The sequence below is a fragment of the Gammaproteobacteria bacterium genome (genome assembly GCA_029880545.1).
GTDB lineage: Bacteria > Pseudomonadota > Gammaproteobacteria > Acidiferrobacterales > SZUA-150 > JAOUOD01.
The window spans coordinates 168,287-185,653 of record JAOUOD010000003.1 but is presented as its reverse complement, the minus strand read 5'-3'; the positions used below and the strand labels follow the sequence as shown (position 1 = coordinate 185,653).

The following is a 17,367-nucleotide window of genomic DNA, read 5'->3' as shown; positions in this document are numbered from 1 at the left end:
CACACCTTGGTTAATATTTGATTAACAATAATTAATAGACTCGATGCATTTACGTATCGCTATGAGTTTCATAGTCACCATCCCAGCCCAGTTCGCGGGCCTTTTCCACGGCTTCTCCGTGAATCCGCTGGTGTCGCTCAAATAACTCTGCGGGCAAACGGCTGACCAGGCAACCATACTTGTCCCATTCGGCATTAACCTTGTCCAGCAAAACATTAATCCCGGCCAGGTTCCAGCCTTTGCAGGTTTCTGTTTCTTCAATCAGGCCAAATACCCATGCATCTCGAATCATTTTGCCGATGGTAGTCATGCCGGCAAAAAGGTCTTCATCAATACCAATATATCTGTCTGACTGTGATGTTCTGGGCGGTCTTGACATGATTGTCTCAATATACCTGTATTATTCAATAAAAAAGGCCCCTGACCACATGACGCAGCAGGGGCCTTTTTATTTTTCGGTTTAACCCCGGCTACTTAAACAGCAACACCACGGTAAACAACCATTGCTGTACCGGCACACTGGGCAAAGTTGTCAAGACCTAACAGACGCACGTGGTTGTTAGGGTGAGCTTTGTGACAGTTGTCCAGTTCAGCCAGGATAGCGTCAACGTCGGTTTCGCCGAACATTGGCAGCTTCCACATGTACCAGTAAGAACCAGCGGCATTTTCAGGCTCAGTATGTTCGATAGATGGGTTCCAGCCCTTGTCTACGATGTACTGAATCTGGGCACGAGCAGATTCCTTGCTCAGTGGCGGCAGATAAGAGAAAGTCTCAAACCGACGGCTTTGTGCCGCATCACTTAAACTTGAATTGTAGTCTTGCATATCACTCATTGTGATTTACTCCTAAAGTTAATTTCGAATTCATGCCGGGGCGGGCAATGCACGCCCCGGTGTTGACATTGAAAGTTTCTTATTTGTGAGAAACATCCAGCTTGTCAACGGTGTCGAATTCGAACTTGATTTCTTTCCAGGTTTCCATTGCAGCTTTAAGCTCCGGACTGGACTTGGCGGCGTTGGTAAGAATGTCCTTACCTTCCTTCTCAAGTTCACGGCCCATGTTACGAGCTTCAACACACGCTTCAACAGCGACGCGGTTGGCAGCAGCGCCAGCAGCGTTACCCCATGGGTGACCCAATGTACCGCCACCGAACTGCAGGCAGGAATCGTCACCGAAGATACTAACCAGCGCTGGCATGTGCCATACGTGAATACCACCGGAAGCAACCGGGATAACACCAGGCATTGAGCCCCAGTCCTGATCAAAGAAGATACCGCGGCTACGATCTTCCTTGATAAAGGAATCACGCATGATATCGATCCAGCCCAGGGTTGCGTCGCGGTCGCCTTCCAGCTTACCAACAACCGTACCTGAGTGCAGGTGGTCACCACCGGACAGACGCAGACACTTGGCGAGTACACGGAAGTGAATACCGTGGTGCGGATTGCGGTCGAGTACCGCGTGCATGGCACGGTGAATGTGCAGCAGCATACCTTTTTCCTGACACCACTGAGCCAGCTGGGTATTGGCAGAGAAACCGCCAGTCAGGAAGTCGTGCATGATAATCGGCGCGCCGATTTCGTGTGCGTATTCAGCACGACGCATCATTTCGTCAGCAGTAGGAGCTGTAACGTTCAGGTAGTGACCTTTACGTTCGCCAGTTTCGGCTTCAGCTTTATGGATAGCTTCCATAACGAAGTCAAAACGGTGCTTCCAGCGCATGAATGGCTGTGAGTTAACGTTTTCATCATCCTTAGTGAAGTCAAGACCGCCGCGCAGACCTTCGTAACAAGCACGACCGTAGTTCTTCGCAGACAGGCCCAGCTTCGGCTTGATGGTGCAACCCAGCAGCGGACGACCGTATTTGTTCAGGATGTCGCGTTCAACCTGGATACCCTGAGGTGGTCCATTACAGGTCATTACGTAAGCGATTGGGAAGCGAATATCTTCCAGACGCAGAGCACGCAGAGCTTTAAAGCCGAATACGTTACCAACCAGAGAGGTCAGTACGTTTACAACTGAGCCTTCTTCAAACAGGTCGATGGGGTAGGCAACAAAAGCATAGAAACAGGTGTCGTCGCCCGGTACGTCTTCGATGGCATAAGCACGACCTTTGTAGTGATCAAGGTCAGTCAGCAGGTCGGTCCATACAGTGGTCCAGGTACCGGTTGAAGATTCGGCAGCTACCGCAGCAGCAACCTCTTCACGAGGTACACCAGGCTGAGGTGTAACTTTAAAGCATGCCAGGATATCAGTATCCAGTGGAGTATATTCCGGCATCCAGTACGTTTCGCGGTATTCTTTTACACCCGCATCATATTTCTTAGCCATTGACAGGCCTCCTAATAGCTAGTCAGTTAGTTAATCTCTACCTTCCCACAAATTACCCGGACAAGAATAAGGTGTGCGCAGGAAATTAGTGCGGCAAGTATACGGAGGGGAATCATAAAGTATATTCAGTATTTTTGATTGCTCTCATAAGGATTTATTTATATATTTCGAAAATGAATATAACTTTTAGACAATTGCAGGTATTTCGATCCGTGGCGCGCCATTTGAGCTACACCCAAGCCGCCCAGGAGCTGCATTTAAGCCAGCCCGCAGTCTCCATGCAGGTGAAACAGCTCGAAGAGAACCTGGGTTTGCCACTGTTTGAACAAATGGGCAAAAAAACCTATCTCACCGATGCGGGTCATGAATTCTATAATTACTCCCAGGAAATCAACAGGTTATTGAATGAAGCCGGGGAAGTGCTGGAGAACCTCAAAGGTGTTCGGGGCGGCCGATTGTCGGTCTCCGTCGCCAGTACAGCCAATTATTTTGCTACGCGACTGCTGGCTGATTTTTCCAGGCAACATAGCGATATTACCATTAGTCTTGATGTCACCAATCGTCGCAGCCTGCTGGATCAACTGATCAACAACGAGACTGACCTGGTCATTATGGGAAAACCACCAGAAGGCCTGGATCTGGTCACTGAACCGTTTATGGACAACCCGTTGGTAGTTATCGGGCCACCCGACCACCCGCTGGTATCAGAACAGGATATCCCCATGTCTCGCTTGCAGCAGGAGACTTTCGTGGTACGCGAACCCGGATCCGGCACCCGAATCGCCATGGAGCGCTTCTTCTCCCAGCAAGGCGTACACCTCACCACCGGCATGGAGATGACCAGTAACGAGGCCATCAAGCAGGCCGTGGAGGCCGGTCTCGGGCTAGGTATTGTATCAATCCATACCCTGACCCTGGAACTGGAAACCCGGCGCCTGGCAATTCTTGATGCCCAATCTTTCCCGATTCTGAGGCACTGGTACGTGGTCCATCGACAGGGCAAACGACTGTCTCCCGCTGCCATGGCATTCCGTGACTACGTGCTGACCGAGGGCCCATCAGTCATGAAGCAGGGCTGAAATGCCGTGTCCCTGGCGGGGAACTTTTCCGCCAGTATGAACTCAAAGACTCCGGGTACAGTGACGACGCCGCTGGGCTATATTCAGGACCGTCGATACTGAGTTATTGATTGACAAGATTTATGGCAACTATTACGGTGCCTGCATGAAGCGCTTCCTGAACATTCTTCGTTTTACCCTGATGCTGGCGATCGCCGTAGCGCCGCTGGGTGGTGCCTATGCCGGCACAATGAAACAGGAGGCTGTCGACACCCATTGCGCCAAGATGCAAAGCGACAAAATAACCATGGCTGACGGCAGTGACTGCCCTCACCACAAACAGGCTGACGGCAGCCAGCCGGGCAAAGACGGTTGCGAAAAGAATTGCAGCGATTGCAAGGCTGCGCACCATGTCGCCGGCCTGACCCATTGCCCCATGCACACGGAAAGATCCGCGTCTGGTAACGCACAGTCCTCGACAGCTGTCCCGCACAGCTGCCCGCATCACGATACCAGCCAGCCCCCCAGGCGCTAACCTCCTTCGTACAACGGGAAACCGGTTTTGACCGGACCCGATAATTGATCGCGCCGATCAAAACGGTCGCCATCAACATTCACATCACCCCGTCGAAGGGCTGGCAACATGAACAAAACAAGATTATTAATCGCTGTAGTAGCAGGCACGCTATGGGCGGCGCCAGGCTTTGCCGGCAGCATATTGACCATTGATGAAGCCGTATTGCTGGCACTCAAGCACGATGTTTCGCTCAAGGCGCTTGAACAGGAAACGCTTGGCTGGACCCAACGCAGCAAAGCCGCTGACAGCCTGCCCGATCCCAAGCTTAAGCTGGCCGCCATGAATGTCCCCACAGATACCTGGGAACTGGATCAATCGGTTATGACCCAACAGCAGATCGGCTTGCAGCAAATGTTTCCCTCCTTTGGTGCGCTGGATGCAAAACGTGATGGCATGCTGGCCAAGGCCAGCTCCGCCAGTGCGCGTCGATCCAATCGAGAACAGGAACTGATTCGAAATGTACGCAAGGCCTGGCTTGACCTGTATTACTGGCAAGAAGCCGATCACATAATTGAAAAGAACAAGGGCCTGTTTGCACAACTGCAACGTGTTACAGAACTGCAGTATGCAGCCGGCCGCAGCAACCAGCAGCACGTGCTGCAGGCATCGCTGGAATGGAGTCGGCTCGAAGACCGACAACACCAGGTACGTATCCAGGCAGACCAGGCCCGCGCAATGCTGGCTCGCTACGTCGGCGACACCGACAGCCAACGGCCGTTGCCGGAAAGTTGCCCGACCTTGCCCGGCATCAAACTTGTCAACGATATCGTTGATGGGTTGCCGCAACACCCGGCTATTCGTGAAATGGATGCCATGATTGACGCGAGGAAAGCCGAGATTGACCTGGCCCGGGCCGGTTACAAACCCTCGGTTACCATCGACCTGACTTATGGCAGACGCGAAGGCAACTACCCGGATGGGCGCCCGCTGGAAGACATGGCGTCAGCGGTATTAATGCTGGACCTCCCGCTGTTCGGCGGTCGACAGCGCCAGGAAGTAGACGCCGGCGAATCATCCTACAGTGCCGCCATGCTTAACAAGGACGACATGCTACGCATGCTGCGCCAGCAGGTCGAAAGTGTAAATGCTGCTTATCGACATATTGGCATGCGCATTGACAACTACACTGACAATCTTGTGCCCCAGGCGCGGGCCAATGCCAATGCGGCATTACGAGCCTATCAAAGCGATCGCGGACAGTTCACCGATCTGATGCGCGCCCGCGTCATGGAACTCGAAACCGGGTTGCAACATTTACGCCTGCAAACCGACTGGGCCAAGGCCCAGGCTGACCTGATTTACCTTGGAGGTGAAAACCTATGAACCGCCTCAACGCTTTACTGCTTATCGGTATTGCCGTGTCGATCGCGGCATGCACTGAAAATGAACCCGCTTCAACCACCGGGCCCGGTCCAGAAAAAGAATCGGCGGCCGAACATGCGGTCAAACATCTTGATCCAAAATATGTTTGCCCTATGCATCCCCAGATCATTCGCGACCAGCCCGGTAACTGCCCCATATGCGGCATGGAACTGGTCGAGAAAAAGGTCGAAACCCAAGGCGGCGCCGATGAGACATCTGCCGAACGAAAAATCTTGTACTACCGCCACCCGCACAAGCCAACCATTACATCCGACGCACCGAGGAAGGATGAAATGGGCATGGACTACATAGCCATTTACGATGATGGAGGTGGTGCTGATGTGAAGATATCGCCAGCCGTTGTCCAGAACCTTGGCGTTCGTACCGCCACCATCCAGCTTGATAAATTGTGGCGCCGCATTGATACCGTGGGTTATGTTGATCATGACGAAACCCGGGTCAGTCACATACACCTGCGCACTGATGGCTGGATTGAAAAACTTCATGTCAAAAGTGAAGGCGAGCATGTCAAACGGGGGGCGCCGTTGTTTGCTGTATACTCACCGGCACTGGTCAATGCCCAGGAAGAATATCTTGAAGCCTTGACTACCAACAGTGAATCACTGATCAGGGCTTCACGTGACCGCATGAAAGCACTGGGTATCTCCAGTGGCCAAATAAACCAGTTGCAGAAAACACGCAAGGCGCAACAACGCATTACCGTGTATGCACCCCAGGACGGGGTTGTGTCCGCGCTAATGGTACGCGAAGGCAAGTACGTCAAACCGGCTACCGATGTCATGACGCTGGCCGATCTTTCCACGGTCTGGATACAGGCCGAAGTGTTTGAACAACAGGCGGACTGGGTAAAATCCTCCCAACCTGCAGAAGTTCGATTGTCCTACCTTCCCGGCAAGGTCTGGGAAGGCAAGGTAGACTACATCTATCCGCAACTCGATGCCAAGACACGGACACTCAAGGTAAGGCTCAAGTTCGATAACATAAACGAAGCATTAAAGCCGAATATGTACGCCGACGTCACGATATTCGGCGGTGCCACCCGCGAAGTCCTGGTCATTCCCCGCGAAGCGCTGATTCGCACCGGCCAGAACACCCGCGTCATTATCAACAAGGGAGAGGGACGATTTGCACCGCGCAATATCGTTGTCGGGGTTGAATCCGGTGATAACGTCGAAGTTATCGCCGGGCTTGAACAGGGAGACGCCGTCGTAACCTCCGGCCAGTTCCTCATTGATTCCGAAGCCAGCCTGAAAGCCAGCCTCACCCGCATGTCCGAAACCAAAACAACAACCTCTTCCGCTGACAGCAAGATCGGCGGGGGCGAAGACATGGTTATCGAGGGCATGGGCACAATCAAGGCGCTCAAGCCTGACGAACATAAAATCAATATGGAACACGGCCCTATCCAGTCGCTGGGCTGGCCATCCATGGTAATGGATTTCAGGTACAAGCATGGCGTGGACATCAGCCGGTTCAAGCCCGGCGATCATGTCAGTTTTACCCTGGAACCAGTGGATGATGGCTACGTTATCAACAGCATCGACAAGATGCAGCACCAGGAGCTACCTCAATGATTAACAGACTCATTGACTGGTCGCTCAATAATCGATTCATGGTATTGCTGCTGACCGGTCTGCTGATCGGCTGGGGAATTTTCGCCGCCAAGAATACACCGCTCGATGCCATTCCGGATCTGTCTGACGTCCAGGTTATTGTCAAAACTTCCTATCCTGGGCAAGCGCCAAGAGTTGTCGAGGACCAGGTTACTTATCCGTTGACCACGGCGATGCTGTCGGTTCCGGGTGCCGTTACCGTTCGCGGTTACTCATTCTTTGGCGACTCCTATGTATACATCATATTTGCCGAAGACACCGATCCCTACTGGGCGCGTACGCGTGTACTCGAGTACCTCAGCCAGGTTGCCAGTCGGTTGCCGGATTCGGCTCGACCGACACTGGGTCCGGACGCGACCGGTGTCGGCTGGATTTATGAATATGCCCTGGTCGACAGAACCGGAACACACGATCTTGCCCAGTTGCGATCACTGCAGGACTGGTTTCTGAAATATGAACTGCAGACCGTACCCGGCGTATCGGAAGTTGCCACCGTCGGCGGCATGGTCAAGCAATACCAGGTAGCACTGGACCCGGACCGGCTGCGCGCCTACGGCCTGCCATTATCACGCGTCAGCATGGCCATCAAGAACGCCAACCAGGAAACCGGCGGCTCGGTAATCGAAATGGCTGAAGCCGAATACATGGTTCGTGCGACCGGCTATATCCAGTCTATTAATGATCTCGAACGCATACCGCTTGGCGTAAACAAACAGGGAACGCCAATTTTGCTAAAAGATGTTGCCCATATTCGTCTTGGCCCGCAAATGCGGCGAGGCATTGCCGATCTTGACGGCCAGGGGGAAGTAGTGGGCGGCATTATCGTCATGCGCTTTGGCGAAAACGCACTGACTACCATAAAAGGCGTCAAGGCCAGGATTGAGAAGCTGAAGCAGGGCCTGCCCCAGGGCGTCGAAATCGTTGAAACCTATGATCGCTCCAGCCTTATCAATCGGGCAGTGAGCACATTGGCCGGCAAGCTCGTGGAAGAATTCATTGTTGTCGCCCTGGTTTGCGCGGTATTCCTGTTTCATTTGCGCTCATCTCTTGTGGTTATCGTCAGCCTGCCACTGGGAATATTGACCGCCTTCATAATCATGTACCAACAAGGCATTAACGCCAACATTATGTCACTGGGCGGCATTGCCATCGCTATAGGCGCCATGGTCGATGCCGCCATTGTCATGATTGAGAACGTACACAAACATATCGAGCGCGAGCCACTGACCGATGACAATCGCTGGCGAATTATCGGTGAAGCAACCCGGGAAGTGGGGCCACCGCTGTTCTTCTCACTGCTGATCATCACACTCAGCTTTCTGCCGGTGTTCACTCTCGAGGCCCAGGAAGGCAAATTGTTTGCGCCGCTGGCCTTTACCAAGACCTATGCCATGGCCGCTGCGGCAGGCCTGTCTATAACCCTGGTCCCGGTGTTGATGGGCTACTTTATTCGCGGCCATGTTACGCCGGAACACGAAAATCCCGTCAACCGCTTCCTGGTAAACACTTACCAACCTATGATCAACTGGGTACTGGAGAAACCCAAACAGGTATTGGCGGTCTCCGGCGCTATCGTTGTGCTGGGAATCTGGCCAATGATGCAATTGGGCTCCGAGTTCATGCCGGACCTGGACGAAGGTGATCTCATGTACATGCCCACTACGTTCCCGGGCATATCCATCGGCAAGGCACAGGAACTGTTGCAACAAACCGACAAGCTCATAAGCACGTTGCCGGAAGTCCGGCGCGTATTTGGCAAGATCGGCCGGGCCGACACTGCCACCGACCCGGCGCCGCTCACCATGATCGAAACCACGATCCAGCTCAAACCCCGGGATCAATGGCGAGACGGGATGACACTGGACAAGCTCAAAAAAGAGCTCGATGAACTGGTGCGCTTTCCCGGCCTGACCAATGCCTGGGTCATGCCGATCAAAACCCGCATCGACATGCTCGCAACCGGGATCAAGACCCCGGTGGGTATCAAGGTTGCCGGCCCGGACCTCGAGCAAATACAAAAAATAGGCAAACAGCTGGAAGAGGTACTGAAGCCTGTTCCAGGTACTGCCTCGGTGTACTCAGAACGGGTAGCCGGAGGACGCTATGTCACTGCTGATATCGATCGCGTCAAGGCTTCACGCTTCGGTCTCAACATCAGCGACATTCACGAAGTAATACGTACCGCGATTGGCGGCATGAACATCACCCAGACAGTTGAGGGGCTGGAACGTTATCCGGTCAATATTCGCTACCCTCGTGATGTACGCGACTCGGTGGAGAAACTGCGTAACTTGCCGATTGTCACGCCCGCTGGTGCACGCATCCCGCTCGGCGAGGTGGCCAATATTATTGTTGAAAGCGGGCCTGCCATGATCAAGAGCGAGAATGCACGCCCCAATGGCTGGACGTTTGTTGATATACAGGGTCGCGACCTGGGATCCTATGTCAAAGAAGCGCAAAAAGTCGTTGCCGAACAGGTGAAACTGCCGGCCGGGTATTCCATCGCCTGGTCGGGACAGTACGAGTACATGGTGCGCGCCAAGGAGCGGTTGTCGGTTGTCGTACCGTTAACGTTGGCCATTATTATCCTGTTGTTGTACCTGAACTTCCGTAATTTCACGGAAGTCATGATTATCATGGGCACATTGCCACTGGCATTGGTAGGCGGATTCCTGCTGCTTTATGTGCTGGGTTACAACATGTCAGTAGCCGTAGGCGTTGGCTTTATCGCCCTTGCCGGTGTTGCAGTGGAAATCGGTGTCATCATGCTGGTATACCTGAACCAGGCCTACGATGACATGAAGCGCAAGTACACAGTGCTGAACCACAAGCACATCAAGGAAGCGGTAATCCAGGGTGCCTTGCTGCGGGTACGCCCGATCATGATGACAGTCTCGGCCATTATTGCCGGCCTGTTACCGATCATGCTTGGTGGCGGTACCGGTTCGGAGGTTATGCGTCGCATTGCCGCACCCATGGTTGGTGGCATGGTCAGTGCCACACTTTTGACCCTGGTAGTATTGCCTGCAGTATTTTTGTTGTGGAAAGAGCACCAGCTGAATTCATGATGACACTTTCCGGTATACAATAAAAAACGGCCCCGTTTCGGGGCCGTTTTTTTCTTGAGACCGGTCTTATTTGTAGAAGCCGATCATCTTCTCAAGTGAAACAGGCTTGATCTTGTCTGCCTGGCCGGCGCAGCCAAAAGCTTCGTAACGCGCCTTGCAGATTTCCTTCATGGCCTTGGTAGACTCCTTCAGGAACTTGCGTGGATCGAAGTTGGACTTGTTTTCAGCCATGTGCTTGCGAATCGCACCGGTAGAAGCCATGCGCAGGTCGGTATCAATATTGACCTTACGAACACCTGACTTGATGCCCTCAACGATTTCTTCAACCGGTACGCCATAGGTCTGACCCATGTCACCGCCGAAGTTATTGATGATTTCCAGCCAGTCCTGCGGCACAGAAGATGAGCCATGCATTACGAGGTGGGTATCAGGGATAACAGCGTGGATTTCCTTGATACGATCAATACGCAGCACCTTGCCGGTAGGCGGCTGGGTAAACTTGTAGGCGCCATGAGAAGTGCCGATAGCGATAGCCAGAGCGTCAACACCTGTAGCTTCGACAAAATCCTTGGCTTCCTGCGGGTCAGTAAGAAGCTGTGAATGATCCAGGGCGCCCTCGGCACCATGACCATCTTCTTCACCCATCATACCGGTTTCCAGGGAACCCAGGCAGCCAAGCTCGCCTTCTACGGAAACACCGCCGGCATGGGCCATCTTGACGACTTCACGAGTAACGTCAACGTTGTATTCGTAGCTGGAAGGAGTCTTCATGTCTGCCATCAACGAGCCGTCCATCATGACCGAAGAGAACCCGGACTGGATAGAGCGCAAGCATACTGCAGGCTCGGAACCGTGATCCTGGTGCATAACCAGCGGGATATGCGGATACATTTCAACTGCAGCGGAAATCAGGTGACGCAGAAATGGCTCACCGGCGTAAGAACGGGCACCGGCGGAACCCTGCAGGATCACCGGGCTATTGGCTTCATCCGCCGCCTGCATGATGGCGTGAACCTGTTCCATGTTGTTGACATTGAAAGCCGGCATGCCGTAACCGTTTTCGGCGGCGTGATCCAGCAACTGACGAAGTGAGACTAGAGCCATAATATCCTCCAGGATGCGTTTAATTGAAATTCCGTTAGTTAATCGTGATGATCGCCAACCTGGACGATCTTCATTGTATTGGTTCCACCCGGCTTGGCCAGCGGTTCACCGATGGTCAGAATGACCACTTCACCTTCCCGTACAGCGCCACGACGACGCAGCTCATCAACCGCCTCCTGCATGACCACTGCTGGATCATTACAGGTCAACTGAAAACTGACCGGGTACACACCGCGATACAGGCACACCTTGCGACGCGTGGCTTCGTGCGGCGTCAGGGCATAGATCGGCACGCCGGAACTGATACGGGACATCCACTGGGCAGTCGATCCGGATTCAGTCAGTGAAGCAATGGCGCGGACCGGCAAATGATTGGCCGCGTACATTGTCGACATGGCAATCGCCTCATCAATGTACTGAAATGAAACTTCCATGCGGTGCGTAGAACTCTTCACTTCACGAGTCTGTTCAGCCACCTTGCAGACTCGATCCATGGCAGCGACTGCCGCTACCGGATGCTTGCCGGCCGCGGTTTCCGCAGACAGCATCACCGCATCAGTGCCATCGATTACCGCATTGGCAACATCAGATACCTCGGCACGCGTCGGCATGGCATTTTCGATCATCGACTCCATCATCTGGGTTGCCGTGATCACCACCTTGTTCATGGTGCGAGCAAGCTTGATCAGTTTTTTCTGGATCGGTGGCAACGCCGCGTCACCGATTTCCACGCCCAGGTCGCCACGGGCAATCATGATGGCATCGGCTTCACGAATAATTTCTTCGATGTTGTCCAGGGCCTCGGTACGTTCTATCTTGGCAACAATACCGCCATGACCGCCGGCTGCGCGCAACAAGTCACGCGCCTCACGAACATCATCGGCATCACGCGGAAATGAAATGGCGACGTAATCGGCCTTCAGCTCAGCTGCAGTCTTGATGTCCCGGCGATCCTTGTCAGTAAGCGCCTTTGCGGAAAGACCGCCGCCTTGCTTGTTGATGCCCTTGTTGTTTGACAGGTCTCCACCAATGACAACCTTGCAGCAAACCCGCGCACCTTCAACCTTGTCGACCCACAAGATAATTCTACCGTCATCCAGCAACAGGTTGTCACCGCGCTGAACGTCGTTAGGCAATTCCTTGTAGTCGAGCCCGACCGCTTCCTCGGTGCCGGCCTCGATATCCATATCTGCATCAAGTACAAAAGTCGCACCCTCTTTCAGGATGATTTTCTTGTCCCTGAACCTGCCGATACGGATTTTTGGCCCTTGCATGTCGGCCAGAACACCGACTTCACGGCCATGAGCCTTGGCGCGGTCACGCATCTCTTCGGCGCGACGCATGTGTACTTCCGGTTTGTCGTGCGAGAAGTTCAGGCGCACCACGTCAACGCCGGCCTCGATCAGCTTGTCGAGGATCTGCGGATCTTCGCTGGCCGGACCGATGGTGGCGACTATTTTTGTACGTCTTAACATAAATTCCCCAACACGGACTGCAGGCATGCCGCCGCGGCCCGTGATTGTAGTTTAGCCCTTGGCGCGCTCTTCCAGCATGGCAACTGCCGGCAAAGTTTTGCCTTCCAGGTACTCCAGGAATGCGCCACCGGCTGTTGATATATACGACACCTTGTCATAGATGTTGTATTTCTGGATGGCGGCAATGGTGTCACCGCCGCCGGCGAGACTGAAACCATCGGCATTGGCAATTGCCATGGAAACAGTTTTGGTACCTTCACCGAACTGATCAAACTCGAATACGCCGACAGGGCCGTTCCAGACAATGGTGCCGGCCTTGGCAATTATATCTGCCAGTTCTTTCGCTGAATCAGGACCAATATCAAAAATCATTTCGTCATCCGCAACTTCATCGGCCTTTTTCAGAACAGCCGGTTCGTTTTCATCGAAGTTCTTGCCAACGACAACATCAGTTGCAATTGGAATAGATGCGCCGCGCGCATTCATTTTTTCCATCAGGCCCTTGGCAGTGTCCACCAGGTCGACTTCACACAGTGACTTGCCAACCGGGTGACCGGCCGCTTTCAGGAACGTATTGGCAATACCGCCACCGACAACCATCTGGTCAACTTTCTCGGACAGGGCTTCCAGTACGGTCAGCTTGGTTGAAACCTTGGAGCCACCAACAATGGCTACCATCGGTCTTGCCGGGTTAGCCAGGGCCTTGGCCAGCGCGTCCAGTTCTTCTGCCAGCAACAAACCGGCGCAGGCAGTCGGTGCAAACTTTCCGGCACCGTGGGTAGAAGCCTGGGCGCGATGGGCGGTCCCGAAAGCGTCCATGACAAATATGTCGCACAGCGCGGCGTATTTTTTTGCCAGCTCTTCGTTGTCTTTCTTTTCACCGGCATTGAAACGGACATTTTCCAGCAGTACGCATTCGCCTTCAGCTACTTCAAAACCACCATTGATGTAGTCCTTGACCAGGCGAACGTCACGACCCAGCTTGGCGGACATATCGGCGGCAATCGGGGCCATGGAATTTTCTTCGTCGGCCTTGCCTTCTTCAGGACGTCCACGGTGTGACATCACCATGACTCTTGCGCCGGCTTTCATGCAGTGCTCGATAGTCGGCATGGATGCGGTAATACGGGCATCGGAAGTTACCTTGCCGTCTTTGACAGGAACATTCAGGTCGGCACGAATCAGTACACGCTTGCCAGCCAGATCAAGATCAGTCAGTTTGATGAAAGACATTTCACAACTCCAGATAGATAAAGAATTATTTGGCAAATTTTGACCAACAACTTGGCAAATGATTCTCAATGCTTGGTAATCAATCAGTCCGGGCTGTTGTCACCCCGGGCCAATCAATTTTCTTTTCTGCTCGTTTCATTCCCGGCCAAAAAAGCAAGAAATAGTCCTGCTCAACTCCCGGCAATAAATTAAGCGAGAAATTTTGTGCGCTGAGTAGGCGCGGTGCGAGTTTTAATGCGCAGTGTACATGCGCGTACATGAGCAATTAAAACTCGTGCCGCAACACCCTCAGCGTGCAAAAGATCCGCTTAATTCGCGGCTACGTGCTGGACAAACCTCATCATATTACACGTATAGCCATACTCATTATCGTACCAGCTGACAACCTTGACAAAGGTGTCATCCAGGGCAATACCGGCTTCGGCATCAAAGATTGAAGAGTAGCCAACACCACGGAAGTCAGTAGAAACCACTTTCTCGTCGGTGTAACCCAGGGTATCGCCGATGCCCTTGGTTTCGGAAGCCTTCTTCATGGCCGCGCAGATATCAGCGTACTTGGCCGGCTTTTCCAGCTCAACAGTCAGGTCAACAACTGAAACGTCAGAAGTCGGCACACGGAACGCCATACCGGTCAGCTTGCCATTCAGCTCAGGCAGAACAACACCTACTGCCTTGGCAGCACCAGTGGAAGAAGGGATGATGTTTTCCAGAATGCCACGACCACCGCGCCAGTCCTTTGAAGAAGGGCCATCAACAGTTTTCTGGGTAGCGGTAGCAGCGTGAACGGTAGACATCAGGCCGCGCTTGATACCCCAGTTGTCGTTCAGAACCTTGGCGACAGGCGCCAGGCAGTTGGTGGTGCATGAAGCAGCGGAAACAATTGCCTGACCTGCGTAGGTTTCATGGTTTACGCCGTAAACAAACATCGGCGTGCCGTCCTTGGAAGGAGCGGACATAACCACTTTCTTGGCGCCAGCATCAATGTGCTTCTGGCAACCTTCTTCAGTCAGGAAGAAGCCGGTGGAATCGATAACGATATCCGCACCAACGTCGCTCCACTTCAGGTTGGCCGGGTCGCGCTCAGCAGTCAGGCGAATCTTCTTGCCATCGACGATCATGCAGCCATCGCCACCTTCAACGGTGCCCTTGAAACGGCCGTGAACAGAGTCATACTTCAGCATGTACGCCAGGTAATCAGCGTCCAGCAGGTCATTGATACCAACGATTTCGATGTCGTTGAATTCGTTGTATACAGCGCGGAATACCATGCGGCCGATACGGCCGAATCCATTAATACCGACTTTAATAGTCATTGTTTATCTCCCCTTAAAGGTTCTCAAAATTTCTTGAATTACAAAACTGATTCAACGGCGTTCGCGACGTTTTCAACGGTGAAGCCAAATTCCTTGAACAGTACCTTGTCAGGCGCGGATTCACCGAAGCGATTGATTCCCACAACCTTGTCAGCATACTTGTACCAGCCGGCTTCAACGGCCGCTTCAACAGCTACAGTCGGAACGCCCTTTGGCAGTACGTTGCTGCGATAGCTGTCGTCCTGGGCTTCAAATGCGTCAACAGAAGGCATGGATACCACGCGAACCTTTTTGCCGGACATGGCTTCAGCTGCGCCCGTGGCAAGCTGAACTTCGGAACCGGTACCGATAATGATGGCATCAGGTGTGCCGTCACAGTCCTTCAGGATGTAACCGCCCTTGGCGATGTCGGCGATCTGGGCATCACTGCGAACCTGGTGTGGCAAATCCTGGCGCGAGAAAATCAGGCAGGTCGGACCGTCGCGACGTTCGATGGCTTTTGACCAGGCAACAGCCGCTTCAACCGCATCACATGGACGCCACAACGCCATGTTGGGAATCATGCGCATGGTCGGAATCTGTTCAACGGGTTGATGCGTCGGACCATCTTCACCCAAACCGATGGAATCGTGGGTATAAACAAAGATGGAGCGCTGTTTCATCAACGCAGCCATACGCAGGGCGTTACGCGCGTATTCAGAGAACATCAGGAAGGTTGCGCCAAACGGAATCAGGCCACCGTGCAGGGCAATTCCGTTCATAATGGCAGACATACCGAATTCACGCACGCCATAGCGGACATAGTTGGCGACTTCGTTGGCATCCATCGGCTTGTAGCCGGACCATTCGGTCAGGTTGGAGCAACCAAGGTCAGCGGAACCACCGAACAGTTCCGGCAGCGCCGGTGAAAACGCTTCGATACAGGCCAGGGACGCCTTGCGCGTAGCCACGGTCTTGGCCGCGGCATTAACGCTGGCGATATAACCAGCCGAGGTCTTGGCCCAGTCTGCAGGCAAGTCACCGTTCATGCGGCGTTCAAATTCGGCGGCCAGCTCAGGGTGCTCTGCCTTGTAGGCGGCAAACTTGTCGTTCCAGGCCTGTTCGGCCTTGGCGCCGGCATCCTTGGCGTCCCAGCCATTGTAAACATTGGCCGGTACTTCAAACGCTCCATGATCCCAGCCCAGTGCTGCCTTGGTCAGGTTGATCTCTTCTTCGCCCAGCGGCGCGCCATGACAGGCGTGCGAACCGGCCTTGTTCGGTGAACCAAACCCGATAGTGGTCTTGCAGCAAATCAGGGTCGGCTTGTCGGTCATGGCCTTGGCCTGCTCGATAGCCTTTTCAATAGCCGCAGAGTCATGGCCGTCCACGCCTGGAATCACGTGCCAACCGTAGGATTCAAAGCGCTTCGGTGTGTCATCAGTGAACCAGCCTTCAACGTGACCGTCGATGGAGATGCCGTTGTCATCCCAGAACGCGATCAACTTGCCCAGGCCCAGGGTACCGGCCAGTGAGCAGGCTTCGTGCGAAATACCTTCCATCAGGCAACCATCGCCCATGAACACCCAGGTATTGTGATCAACAATATTGTGGCCCTTCTGGTTGAACTGGCCTGCCAGTGCTTTTTCAGCAATCGCCATGCCTACAGCGTTGGTAATACCCTGGCCCAGGGGGCCGGTGGTGGTTTCCACGCCCGGCGCATAGCCGTATTCCGGGTGGCCCGGGGTCTTGGAATGCAGTTGGCGGAAATTCTTCAGGTCGTCAATTGACAGGTCGTAACCGGTCAGGTGCAACAGCGAGTAAATCAGCATGGAGCCATGACCGTTGGACAGAATGAAGCGGTCGCGGTTCGGCCACTTCGGATTGGCCGGGTTGTGGGTCATGTGGTCGTTCCACAGGACTTCGGCGATATCCGCCATGCCCATCGGCGCACCCGGGTGTCCGGAGTTGGCCTTCTGAACCGCATCCATACTCAGGGCCCGAATGGCATTAGCCATTTCACGACGACTTGGCGCTGCTGCTTTTGACATGTTTTACCCCTTTAACAAGATTTAAATTTGCTCACCGAAACCGCTACCGGGTTATCGGGTAAATCTGATCCCTGCCGGCTGTAATGGAAGCCGGGCAACAAAAATTATGGCGACGATTAATTGCGAATACGGCCGCCCTTGCCTGGCTGTATCCGGATTCAGTGTCCAAAAATAGGCGCGTATT

The 17,367-nt window shown here is 53.6% G+C and carries 13 protein-coding genes; 5 read left to right on the top strand and 8 right to left on the bottom strand.

Going from position 1 to position 17,367, the window contains the following annotated elements:
- Positions 1-49 precede the first annotated feature (49 nt).
- From OEZ10_04835 to OEZ10_04825, 3 genes are all read right to left on the bottom strand, one after another.
- Positions 50-379 (bottom strand): hypothetical protein, encoded by a 330-nt coding sequence (locus OEZ10_04835; protein MDH5632304.1) that lies wholly within the window; start codon positions 377-379, stop codon positions 50-52.
- Between the two features lie 95 nt (positions 380-474).
- Positions 475-834: a ribulose bisphosphate carboxylase small subunit gene (locus tag OEZ10_04830; GenBank protein MDH5632303.1), complete on the bottom strand. Its 360-nt coding sequence runs from the start codon at positions 832-834 to the stop codon at positions 475-477.
- A 79-nt stretch (positions 835-913) separates the two neighbouring features.
- Positions 914-2,332 carry a form I ribulose bisphosphate carboxylase large subunit gene (locus OEZ10_04825; GenBank protein MDH5632302.1) on the bottom strand — a complete coding sequence of 473 codons (1,419 nt, stop codon included), beginning with the start codon at positions 2,330-2,332 and terminating at the stop codon, positions 914-916.
- Positions 2,333-2,505: 173 nt separating this feature from the next.
- Here OEZ10_04825 and OEZ10_04820 point away from each other — a divergent pair, with 173 nt between their 5' ends.
- The 5 genes from OEZ10_04820 (at position 2,506) to OEZ10_04800 (ending at position 10,031) form a co-directional block, all read left to right on the top strand.
- Positions 2,506-3,411 carry a LysR family transcriptional regulator gene (locus tag OEZ10_04820; protein MDH5632301.1) on the top strand — a complete coding sequence of 302 codons (906 nt, stop codon included), beginning with the start codon at positions 2,506-2,508 and terminating at the stop codon, positions 3,409-3,411.
- Positions 3,412-3,517: 106 nt separating this feature from the next.
- Positions 3,518-3,925: a hypothetical protein gene (locus OEZ10_04815; protein MDH5632300.1), complete on the top strand. Its 408-nt coding sequence runs from the start codon at positions 3,518-3,520 to the stop codon at positions 3,923-3,925.
- Between the two features lie 108 nt (positions 3,926-4,033).
- Positions 4,034-5,290, top strand: coding sequence for a TolC family protein (locus OEZ10_04810; protein ID MDH5632299.1), 1,257 nt, complete (start codon positions 4,034-4,036; stop codon positions 5,288-5,290).
- Positions 5,287-6,924, top strand: a complete 1,638-nt coding sequence (locus tag OEZ10_04805; GenBank protein ID MDH5632298.1) for an efflux RND transporter periplasmic adaptor subunit — start codon at positions 5,287-5,289, stop codon at positions 6,922-6,924. Before OEZ10_04810 ends, OEZ10_04805 begins: the two co-directional genes overlap by 4 nt.
- On the top strand, positions 6,921-10,031 hold the full coding sequence (locus tag OEZ10_04800) for an efflux RND transporter permease subunit (protein ID MDH5632297.1): 3,111 nt from the start codon (positions 6,921-6,923) through the stop codon (positions 10,029-10,031). The genes OEZ10_04805 and OEZ10_04800 overlap by 4 nt, the downstream gene beginning before the upstream one ends.
- Positions 10,032-10,097: 66 nt before the next feature.
- Here OEZ10_04800 and fba read toward each other — a convergent pair whose 3' ends face one another.
- The 5 genes from fba to tkt all read right to left on the bottom strand — a co-directional run bounded on the left by fba (position 10,098) and on the right by tkt (position 17,183).
- Positions 10,098-11,135, bottom strand: coding sequence for a fructose-bisphosphate aldolase class II (gene fba, locus OEZ10_04795; protein MDH5632296.1), 1,038 nt, complete (start codon positions 11,133-11,135; stop codon positions 10,098-10,100).
- A 38-nt stretch (positions 11,136-11,173) separates the two neighbouring features.
- Entirely contained in the window at positions 11,174-12,610 is a 1,437-nt protein-coding gene (gene pyk, locus OEZ10_04790; protein ID MDH5632295.1) for a pyruvate kinase, read from the bottom strand.
- A gap of 51 nt (positions 12,611-12,661) precedes the next feature.
- Positions 12,662-13,843, bottom strand: a complete 1,182-nt coding sequence (locus tag OEZ10_04785) for a phosphoglycerate kinase (protein MDH5632294.1) — start codon at positions 13,841-13,843, stop codon at positions 12,662-12,664.
- Between the two features lie 308 nt (positions 13,844-14,151).
- The gene (gene gap, locus OEZ10_04780) at positions 14,152-15,156 is read right to left on the bottom strand and encodes a type I glyceraldehyde-3-phosphate dehydrogenase (protein MDH5632293.1); all 1,005 of its coding nucleotides are present in this window, start codon (positions 15,154-15,156) and stop codon (positions 14,152-14,154) included.
- A 38-nt stretch (positions 15,157-15,194) separates the two neighbouring features.
- Complete coding sequence (tkt, locus tag OEZ10_04775) at positions 15,195-17,183, bottom strand: transketolase (GenBank protein ID MDH5632292.1); 1,989 nt, start codon at positions 17,181-17,183, stop codon at positions 15,195-15,197.
- Positions 17,184-17,367: the final 184 nt, after the last annotated feature.